The sequence below is a fragment of the Synechococcus sp. H60.1 genome, from assembly GCF_047462335.1.
GTDB lineage: Bacteria > Cyanobacteriota > Cyanobacteriia > Thermostichales > Thermostichaceae > Thermostichus.
Window position 1 is genome coordinate 1 of the sequence record NZ_JANSJA010000140.1, and the last position, 9,574, is coordinate 9,574.

General features: G+C 60.7%; 7 protein-coding genes. 4 read left to right on the forward strand and 3 right to left on the reverse strand.

Annotation, left to right across the window (positions count from 1 at the left end; genetic code table 11):
* Positions 1-176: 176 nt before the first annotated feature.
* Positions 177-1,418, reverse strand: coding sequence for an HhoA/HhoB/HtrA family serine endopeptidase (locus NW852_RS07385; protein WP_414399120.1), 1,242 nt, complete (start codon positions 1,416-1,418; stop codon positions 177-179).
* Positions 1,419-1,617: 199 nt separating this feature from the next.
* On the opposite strand from NW852_RS07385, the gene NW852_RS07390 reads away from it, so the two are divergent.
* The 3 genes from NW852_RS07390 (at position 1,618) to glgP (ending at position 6,228) form a co-directional block, all read left to right on the forward strand.
* A complete protein-coding gene (locus tag NW852_RS07390) occupies positions 1,618-2,145 on the forward strand; it encodes a nucleoside deaminase (RefSeq protein WP_414385803.1) in 528 nt (175 codons plus the stop codon).
* 269 nt (positions 2,146-2,414) lie between these two features.
* Positions 2,415-3,611 carry a SpoIID/LytB domain-containing protein gene (locus NW852_RS07395; protein WP_414378596.1) on the forward strand — a complete coding sequence of 399 codons (1,197 nt, stop codon included), beginning with the start codon at positions 2,415-2,417 and terminating at the stop codon, positions 3,609-3,611.
* A gap of 415 nt (positions 3,612-4,026) precedes the next feature.
* Positions 4,027-6,228 carry an alpha-glucan family phosphorylase gene (gene glgP / locus NW852_RS07400; RefSeq protein ID WP_414364945.1) on the forward strand — a complete coding sequence of 734 codons (2,202 nt, stop codon included), beginning with the start codon at positions 4,027-4,029 and terminating at the stop codon, positions 6,226-6,228.
* A 134-nt stretch (positions 6,229-6,362) separates the two neighbouring features.
* Here the strand turns inward: glgP and ftsH are convergent, their stop codons facing one another.
* Positions 6,363-8,279 (reverse strand): ATP-dependent zinc metalloprotease FtsH, encoded by a 1,917-nt coding sequence (gene ftsH, locus NW852_RS07405; protein WP_414364944.1) that lies wholly within the window; start codon positions 8,277-8,279, stop codon positions 6,363-6,365.
* A 229-nt stretch (positions 8,280-8,508) separates the two neighbouring features.
* On the opposite strand from ftsH, the gene NW852_RS07410 reads away from it, so the two are divergent.
* Positions 8,509-8,982 carry a phycobilisome protein gene (locus tag NW852_RS07410; protein WP_414364942.1) on the forward strand — a complete coding sequence of 158 codons (474 nt, stop codon included), beginning with the start codon at positions 8,509-8,511 and terminating at the stop codon, positions 8,980-8,982.
* On the opposite strand, the gene NW852_RS07415 is transcribed toward NW852_RS07410, so the two are convergent.
* Positions 8,979-9,230, reverse strand: coding sequence for a ferredoxin-thioredoxin reductase variable chain (locus NW852_RS07415; RefSeq protein ID WP_414364941.1), 252 nt, complete (start codon positions 9,228-9,230; stop codon positions 8,979-8,981). The genes NW852_RS07410 and NW852_RS07415 overlap by 4 nt on opposite strands.
* Between the last annotated feature and the right edge of the window lie 344 nt (positions 9,231-9,574).

Genomic DNA, 9,574 nt, shown 5'->3' on the forward strand with positions numbered 1-9,574 from the left:
GGAAACCCCACCCGCCTGCGCGGTGGGGTAGTTCATAACGACTGTAAACACAATTCACCAATACAGTGCAGCGCTTCCCACCGATTAAGCTAAGTCGTCGTAGGGGAGCTTGCTAAGAATAAGGTGAGCTTGCCTTGCCATGGGTTTAGCCGGGGCCGGGATCCCAGCTTACCTGCTCAAGAACCCACCGGCAGCACCCCCGTTTTCACCTGGAAGGTGCGCGCCTGCCCATCGCGGATGACCCGCAGCGTCAGCTTCTTACCCACCCCTGCGGCTTCCACCAACTGCTGTACCTGCTCAGCGTCGCGAATGGCCTGGCCGTCGATCTCGACAATGACATCCCCTTCCTGCAGGCCAATTTGCTCAGCGGGAGATCCGGGAATCACCTGCCCGATCAACACCCCTTCTTGCACCGTCAGGGGGGTGGGGCGGGCCGGGTCGCGGTTGAGGCGCGCCACCAAATCGGGATCGAGGGTAATCATGCGAATGCCCAGGAAGGCGTGGTCCACCCGACCATCGCGGATCAGTCGCTCGGCAATTTCCATGGCGCGGTTGATGGGAATGGCGAAGCCCACCCCTTGGGCCCGCTGGAAAATAGCTGTATTCACTCCAATAACCCGACCTTCTGCATCCAGCAGGGGACCGCCCGAGTTGCCGGGGTTGATGGCCGCATCCGTTTGCAGGAACGTCACCCGCTTGTTGGCGGCCCCAATTTGGCCAGAGGAGCGCCCGACGGCGCTGATGATCCCCGCCGTTACGGTGTTGTCCAGGCCCAGCGGGTTGCCGATGGCGATGGCCCAATCTCCTGGCCGCACCCGGTCGGAGTTGCCCAAGGTAACGGTGGGCAGATTTTCGCCCTCGATCTGGATCACGGCGATGTCGGTCACCGGATCGGAGCCTTTGACTTGCCCTTCAAAGGTGCGCCCATCCAGCAGATGAACCCTAACCCGCTCGCTACCCTCCACCACGTGGGCGTTGGTAAGGATGAGGCCGTTGGCGTCGATGATGAATCCGGATCCGGTGCCTTCCTGCTGAAACTCCTGCGGCAGTTGCGGGATTTGTCCCCCAAAGAAGCGGCGGAACAGGGGCTGGTTAAACAGCTCGGGATCGATGGGGCTGGCTACGGTGCGGGTGGCGTCGATGCGCACCACCGCTGGGCCGACCTTTTGGGCAACAGCGGCAATAAAGTTGGAGGGATGTACGGCATCGGCAGGAGAAGCAGAACCTTCGGCTGCGGGACGGGACACGGACGAGGGCAGAAGGGATCTCATTTCTTCGTGGATCTGCCGCGTCCAGCTGGCAAGAGGAGTTTGCTGCAACCATTCCTGCCCCCTTGGCGAGGACAACCAAACCCCGTAGGCAACGCCGCCGCCAAACAAAGTCATTGCCAAAAGTGTTTGCCGTAGAAGCCGCGCCATGATCCCTCCCAAAGCTAAGCCGTATTGCCGAGAAAACAAATGCGAAGATGGAAAGAACCTGCGCCAAATCTGCCAACTGACGCCAGCCCAGTCCAACCTTACGTCTATTCTACCCACCCTCACCCATTCCTCTAGATTGGTGAGAGCTTTGGGCTCAACTTAGCAAATCTGGCGGGCAACGGCAGTGCTCAAACGCCCAATGACGATCGGCAATTCGAGCAAGCTCCCCTCTTTGTTGCCCCAGGGGCGGGATCCGTGGCAGCGCCACCGCGCCTGGATGCAGTTGGCCCTGCGAGAAGCCGAGCGGGCAGGAGAAGCTGGGGAGGTGCCGGTGGCTGCCCTAGTGGTGGGGCCGGGGGAAGAGTTGTTGGCCCTGAGCGGCAACCGGCGGGAACGGGATCGGGATCCCACGGCCCACGCAGAGATTTTGGCCCTACGGCAGGCAGGGCAGCGCCTGGGCAACTGGCAGTTGCAAGGCTGTCGGCTATATGTCACCCTCGAGCCCTGCCCCATGTGTGCGGGGGCGATCAGCCAAGCGCGGCTGGCCCAGGTGATCTACGGTGCCGACGATCCCAAGGCCGGCGCGCTGCGCAGCGTGCTCAATGTGCCCGCTTCTGCCGCCAGCTTCCATTGCCCAGAGGTCATCGGTGGGGTTTGCGAGGCCGAGTGTCGTCGCCTGTTGCAGCAGTGGTTTAGCCGCCGGCGGGGGATCCCCCTGGCAACCTAATGGGGAACTTGGGCGACAAAAAGGTCGGCTTGAAGTCGTGCATCCGCGAGAGGTTTTTGATACTGTCATATCGGCTAAGGCCTCCGGCCCGCTAACGCGAGCGGCTGGCCGGGATCCCCTAGGACAGGCAGCGGCTTGAGTTTCGGGTGGGTTTTGAGATCTGCCTCCTCAGGCCTTGCTTTGTAGATCTTCTGGTGGATCCCTTCCTCCCCCATCGGTGGGCATGGAATCCGCTGCTCATAGGTGGTCTCTACCCAGAGGAGTGACGTGTGAGTGTAGCCCTCTTTTCCTCTCCGGTTGTGTCTCCGCTGCCCTCGGCTTGGCTGAGGGGGATCGGCCTTCTGGTCTGGGCCTGGCTCTGCTTGGCCTTCCCGGTGCAGGCGCGGGTGCTGCTGCGGGTGGGGATTGCCATCAACAAGCCGCAGGTCAGGCTTGGCAGCTCTGCCCCGGCCCGCCTGTTGGATGCCCAGGGACGGCCACTGGCCGAAGTTCCGGCCATGCAGCCGCTGCAGGCCAGCCGGATAGGCTCGGCGGTCAGTTTGGCTGGCCAACAGGGAGAACGCCTTTACCTACAGCCCACCACCCCCGATGGGCTGGTGTTCATCGACCAGAACTGGTACCGCGGCTGGGTGGAGCTGATCCCCGGCGAGAGTGGGGTGATCGCCATCAACCAAGTTGGCTTGGAGGACTACGTTTCCAGCGTGGTGGGCAGCGAGATGGGGCACCGTTTCCCGATGGAGGCCCTCAAAGCCCAAGCCGTGGCCTCCCGCACCTATGCCCTCTACCACCGCAGTCGTCGCTCCCAGCAGCCTTTCGACTTGGGAAATGGCATCGATTGGCAGGTTTACAAAGGGGTGGCTGCCGAATCCAACCGCACCCAAGCGGCAGCCCGCGAGACGGCTGGCCAGGTGCTTATCCACCAGGGGCAGTTGATCAACGCGGTTTTCCACTCCTCCAGCGGCGGCCACACGGATGATGCCGGCAATGTTTGGCTAGAGTCGCGGCCCTACTTGCAAGGGGTGCCGGATTTCGACCAGCAGTCACCCGTGTTTAGCTGGACGGCTACCATTTCTGCCCAACAGCTCCAGCAGTTGGCTGACGGGATCGGGGCGATTCGCTCCGTCGAGATCCTGCGCCGATCCCCTTGGGGACGGGCCATCACCCTGCGCCTGCTGGGATCCCAAGGCAGCAAAGACGTCAGCGGCAGCGAATTCCGGCGAGCCCTGGGGTTGCGCAGCACGATGATCGCCATCAGCCCCCGCGGGGAGACGGCCACCACAGCCAGCCTGACCCCTGTTGCGGCAACCTTCCCGGCTTTCTTCGAGATCCAAGGGCGCGGCTACGGGCACGGGGTAGGCATGAGCCAGTGGGGAGCTGCCGCCCTGGCCAGCCAAAACTACTCCTACCAACAGATCCTCAGCCACTACTACCGCAACACCCGCCTGGCCGTGGTGGAGGGACGCTAGAGCTCAACTTCGGGAAAAGACCCAGAAAATAACCGATTGGTAGCAAAAGTAGCTGTAGTTTTTGAGGGTTTGTGGGTAGCAACATTTTGATTGCTCTGGAGAGGTTTCCTGAGAGTTCGGTGGGGTTCTGCAGATCTTGTCAACTCTGATGCCACACCATCTCTTGAGTGCGGCGGAATCGAAAGCTGGTCTGCTGGTGGTCGCTGTCTTTGAGGGCTCCACGCCACTGTGGCAAGATCGAGGAAAGCCCCGCAAAAGCTGAGTTGCGTCCCCCAAAGATTTTGTAGAAATCTTGAATTCTCTTTTGCGGATCCTCAGGATCGACTCAATAATTATTAATTGAGATACGTTTACGGGGATCGACCTCTACCTCTTCTTTTTCGAGCCCATAGCTTTAACCTCAGGTATCTGCCCTATGTCCCTTGCCACCTTAGCCCCCGCTTTTCCTGAACGTTGCCCGGCGCTGCCGCAGGCGCTTACCCCTTTGTGCGAGATTGCCCGCAACTATTGGTGGACTTGGAACCCCGATCATCTCACCATTTTTCGGGAAATGGATCCCACCCTGTGGGAAAAAACCTCCCATAACCCGGTGCGCATGCTAGAGGAGGTTTCTTACTTACGCTTGGCGGCCTTGGCTACTGACGTCAACTACCTCAACACGCTCAATCGCATGGTGCAGGCCTATCGCAAGTACATGGCGGCCGAGGATACCTGGGCCAGACGCACCATGAAAACCTACGACTGGCAGCGCCCCATTGCCTACTTCTGCGCTGAGTATGGCCTACACGAGTCTTTGCCCACCTACTCCGGAGGCCTGGGCATGTTGGCCGCCGATCACCTCAAGTCCGCCTCCGATCTGGGGGTGCCGCTGGTGGGTGTGGGACTGCTCTACCGCCAAGGCTACTTCCAGCAGCGCCTGGACAACAGCGGCTGGCAAGGGGAGCTCTACGAAGATTCTCAGTTCGAATCGCTGCCCCTGACACTGGTGCGGCAGCCGGACGGCAGCCCTCTGTTGGTGGAAGTGGTAATGCGGCAGCGGCTGGTGAAGGCACACGCCTGGCGGGTGGATGTGGGCCGGGTGCCCCTCTTCCTGCTGGATACCAACCTGCCGGAGAATGATCCCATCGACCGCTGGATTACTGCCCATCTCTACGGCGGCAGCACCGATACGCGCATTGCCCAGGAGTGTATCCTCGGCATCGGGGGGGTGCGCCTGCTGCGCCAGTTGGGCCTGGATCCCATGGTCTATCACATGAACGAGGGGCATGCCGCCTTCTTGACCCTGGAGCTGCTGCGAGAGGAGGTGGCGCGGGGCACGCCCTTTGAGGCAGCAGAGGCCAAGGTGCGGGAGAAATGTGTGTTCACCACTCACACGCCGGTGCCGGCTGGCCACGATGCTTTCAGCCCAAACGAGATGGATGCCTTCTTTGCCTCTTTCTGGCCACAACTGGGCTTGACGCGGGAGCAGTTTTTGGCTCTGGGAGCGCGGCGCGGCGGGGATCCCTGGGAGCCCTTCAACATGACGGTGCTGGCCTTGCGCTATGCGCGGGCAGCCAATGGGGTGAGCAAGTTACATGGGCGCGTCTCTCGCCAGATGTGGCATGTGCTCTACCCCGAGCGCTCGGTGGATGAGGTGCCCATCGGCTCCATTACCAACGGGGTTCACGCCCGCACCTGGGTTGCCCCCCTCTTCTGGAACCTCTACGACCAATACCTGGGTCCCGACTGGCCGGAGCGGGTATCGGATCCGGAGCTGTGGGCCAAGGTGGAAGAAATTCCCGATGAGGAGCTGTGGCGGCGCAAGGAAGCCCTGCGCGAGCGGTTGGTGTCTTTTACCCGTCATCGGGTGTTGCGAGCGCGGCGCAACCGCGGCGAAAGCAACGAGCGCATTCAGGCTGTCAACCAGTTGTTGGATCCCAAGATCTTGACGATTGGGTTTGCCCGGCGCTTTAGCACCTACAAGCGGGGAGATCTAATCCTGCGAAATTTGCAGCGCGTCACTCGCATCTTCACTAACAAAGAGTACCCCGTGCAAATTATCTTTGCCGGCAAGGCGCACCCGCGGGACGAAGAAGGCAAGCGCCTGATCCAACGGGTGGTGGAATGGTCGAATCGACCTGAGGTGGCTCACCGGGTTGCCTTTATTGAGAATTACGATGCCTACGTCAGCCGCAATTTGATCCAAGGAGTGGATCTGTGGCTCAACACCCCGCGGCGTCCTCTGGAGGCCTCCGGCACCTCCGGGCAAAAAGTGGGCTTCAACGGGGGGCTTAACCTATCTGTTTTGGATGGCTGGTGGCCCGAAGGCTACAACGGCCGCAATGGCTGGGCCATCGGCCAAGAGATCGAAGGCCTGGACCCAGCCACCCAAGACGATCTGGACGCCAACTCCCTCTACGATGTATTGGAATACGAGATTATCCCCATGTTCTACGACCGGGATGAAAAAGGGATCCCGCGCCGCTGGATTGCCCGCATGAAAGAAGCAATCCGCACCCTCAACCCGGTTTTCAACACCGACCGCATGGTGGCTGAGTACGTGTTGAAAATCTACGAGCCTCAGCCCCTGGAAGCAGAGGTGAGCCGGACTTTCTCAGGTTCGGCTGTGGTCAGCTAGGATCCCCCAGCCCCTCTCCCAGAGGAATGGCCCTCACCCCCAGCCCCTCTCCCAGAGGGAGAGGGGAGATGGCTATCATCATGCGAAAAGTGAGATCCCTGCCCTCCTCAAGGGGAAAGGCAGGGATCCCAGGTCTAGGCGCTGGCGTTGAGGGTTACCGGGAAGGTCAGCGGCTCCGGCTCCTCCTCAGGCGGCAGCATCACCACCTCTGAGCTATCGATGATTGCCTGCAGCTCTTCTCCATCGATGGTTTCGGCCTCCACCAAGCGGCGGGCGATGCGATCCAAGAGGGCGCGGTTTTCCCGGATCAGGTAGGTGGCCCGCTGGTAGGCCTCATTCACCAGCCGCCGCACCTCTTCGTCGATGAGGGCCGCCGTCTCCTCAGAGAAATCCCGCTCGGCAGCAATCTCACGGCCTAGGAAGATGTTGCCATATTGGCGGCCCAGGGCCACGTTGCCTAGGCGGTCACTCATGCCAAAGCGGGTGACCATGTTGCGGGCAATGCGGGCCACCTGCTGTAGGTCGCTGGCTGCCCCCGTGGTCACCTCCGCCTCGCCATAGACGACCTCCTCCGCCACCCGGCCCCCCAGGGCAACAGTCATCATGTTTTTCAAGTGGGCACGGGTGGTCAGGCCCATGTCGTCATCGCTAGGCATAAACCAGGTGAGGCCGCCTGCCTGGCCACGGGGAATGATGGTGACCTTTTGAATGGGATCGTAGTTGGGCAAGAGGGATCCCACCAGGGCGTGTCCTGCCTCGTGGTAGGCCACCAGCTCCTTGCGCCGCTCGCTCATGAGGCGATCTTTCTTCTCTGGGCCAGCCAGCACCCGATCCACGGCGTCGTTGATCTCGTCCATCGAGATCTCCGTGAGGTTGCGGCGGGCCGCCAGGATGGCCGCTTCGTTGAGCAGGTTGGCCAGGTCTGCGCCGGTAAACCCAGGGGTGCGGCGGGCCAATTTCTCCAGATCCACATCGGCGGCCAGGGTTTTGCCGCGGGCATGCACTTTGAGGATCTCCAGGCGGCCCTGGAAGTCAGGGCGATCCACCGTTACTTGGCGGTCAAAGCGACCGGGCCGCAGCAGCGCCGCGTCCAACACATCGGGGCGGTTGGTGGCGGCGATAACGATGATGCCGGAGTTGCCCTCAAAGCCGTCCATCTCGGTCAGCAACTGGTTCAGGGTTTGCTCCCGCTCGTCGTTGCCACCTCCCAAGCCGGCTCCCCGCTGCCGACCCACGGCATCGATTTCGTCGATGAAGACAATACAAGGGGCATTTTGCTTGGCCTGCTCGAACAGATCCCGCACCCGCGAGGCCCCTACCCCAACAAACATCTCCACAAACTCGGAACCGGAAATGGAGAAGAAGGGCACACCCGCCTCTCCGGCCACAGCACGGGCTAACAGGGTTTTACCCGTACCTGGGGGGCCAACCAGCAACACCCCGCGCGGGATCCTAGCGCCTAGAGCGTTGTACCGCTCAGGGTTTTTCAAAAAGTCCACTACCTCCGCCAGCTCCAGCTTGGCCTGGTCAACGCCGGCCACATCGTTGAAGGTAACCTGAGTTTTTGGCTCCATCTGCACCCGCGCCCTCGACTTGCCGAAGTTGAGCGCTTGGCTGCCAGGGCCGTTCTGGGCTCGGCGCAGCAGGAAAAACAGGCCAAGCAGCAGCAGGACGGGCAAGAGGAAGGTGCTGAGGATGCGCCCAAGCAGACCCTCCTCCTGAACCGGGCGCACCGCCAGCTCCACCCCTTGGGAAAGCAAGGTGTTCTCAAAATCGGGGGTGAGGGGAGGCAGGTTGACCTGCACTTGGGTGGCGCGGTTGTTGATCTCCGCCTCGGCAATGGCGATTTGGCGGCCATCGGGGGCAATCTCGACCAAGACTTTGCTGACCTCGCCCCGTTCCACGCGGCTCATTAGGTCGGAGTAGCTAATCTCCAGACGCTCAGCCGGACGGGTGCCGAAGAAGGTTGTGGCCAGCGAGATCAAGACAATGGCCAGCAACGCATACAACCCGGCACTTCTCCATTTTTTGTTTTTACCTTTCTGACTCACGGAAGCATTTCCTCCCAAAGGGTGCTTTTTATCGAACTCACAGATGGCATCTGGGGTCGAGTGGATTCCTGCAACGATAGACTATTAATTAATATTAACCCGGCTAAGAGGCCGGGGAGAATAGTCGAAGATCCGTAGGATCGCGCACTTTTGTCAACGGGCTTGCGGCTAGGATCGGGGACGAAAGGGCGGCATTTCCCCTCTTTCCTTGGTTTTCTAGGGAATCCCCATGTTGACTCAACTGCGCCAACTGAGCCTGGCTGCCGACGGACGCTACCTCAGAGATGAAGAGATGCAGTTCATGGAGACCTACCTGGCCTCCTTTGAGCTGCGCCTGGGCGCCTATCGCAAAATCCAGGAGGCGGAGGCCGAGATCATCCGCGAGGTGGAGGCAAAGCTGCGGGCCTTGGATCCCTACTTGCTCATGCGGGGAGTAGAAGACTTCAGCAACAAATGGAAGGCTGACACGGTGCGGGTTTTGCGTCTCTCAGCTTTGGCCATGCTCCTAGACGATGAGCAGCGCTACAAGGAGCGATTTCTCTACTGGTTTCAGACCTTGATGCGGGCCTTCCGCACCCAGCGCAGTTGTGAGGCCACCTACCGCTTCTTGCAAGAGGTGATAGCCAAGTACCTCACCCCCGCGGAGTTTGCTTTGATCCAGCCGATCCTGGAAACCAACCGTACCCTGCTGGGTCTCACCTAGGCTGCAGTCTCGGAGGAGGGGCTCGACTCGATCACCTCCAGCTCGTCGGCCTGCAGATGGGCGCGGAACTTATTCCCAAACTGCACCTGAAAGGGAAAATTAGCGCTGATCGGGCGACCGTTCCAGTCTTGGATCACAGCCGTCACTTCTCCCTCCATCCCTTTGAGGTCAAAAGGTTGATTGCGATGCTCCGGGTGGTGATAGACGATCACGCTGGTACGCACCCGCACTCGATCTCCGACTTTCATCACACACCATTACACGGCGCTGTTAGGAGCCGTGCCCTCCAACCGTTGAACGTCAAAAATTAGCAATCCCCCAAGTTGGCATTTTGCCATAGCTGCTTGCCAGTAGCGACCTCATGCAAACTCCTTCGAGTGGTTGCCCTCCGGCGTTCCTTGCGAAGCTTGGCCAGGCTGGTCTCGCGCCCAGCTTGCAGTTGCGAGGCTGGCATTGCTACTCCTGCCAATTGCTGACCAAGAGCCCCAAGCCCGCTGACGCGATCAGTCGGGGTACTTAGCCTCGTAAACTACCCGACTCCGACCGCTAAGCGGTACGGAGCGGGCTTAAGCGCTACGCGCCGCTGACGCGA